We start from the raw sequence: 278 nt of genomic DNA, 5'->3' as shown, positions 1-278 counted from the left end.
AATCTAGAGAGTTTTAATCACTATCAGCAAACTCAAGCATGGACGTGGGAACATCAAGCACTTGTGCGGGCTCGGTTAATTTTGGGCCAAGACGATCTTATAGATCGTTTTTCACAAATTCGTAAAAGTATTCTTTGCCAACAGCGCGATGATACCGTGTTAAAAGCCGATGTAATAAAAATGCGCGAAAAAATGCGCGACCATCTAGCGAAAGGAAATTCAGAACAATTTGATTTAAAACAAGATATTGGCGGTATGGCTGATATTGAGTTTATTAC

Annotated in this window: 1 pseudogene; it reads left to right on the top strand. The window is 38.8% G+C overall.

Annotated elements, in window-relative coordinates:
- A pseudogene (locus tag AAEY57_RS19810) lies at positions 1 to 278 on the top strand (bifunctional [glutamate--ammonia ligase]-adenylyl-L-tyrosine phosphorylase/[glutamate--ammonia-ligase] adenylyltransferase); the annotation flags it as partial.

Origin of the sequence: Pseudoalteromonas sp. MER144-MNA-CIBAN-0113, assembly GCF_040308965.1 — a bacterium.
In the GTDB taxonomy this organism is placed as follows: domain Bacteria; phylum Pseudomonadota; class Gammaproteobacteria; order Enterobacterales; family Alteromonadaceae; genus Pseudoalteromonas; species Pseudoalteromonas tetraodonis.
This window is presented reverse-complemented; position numbering and strand designations above follow the sequence as displayed.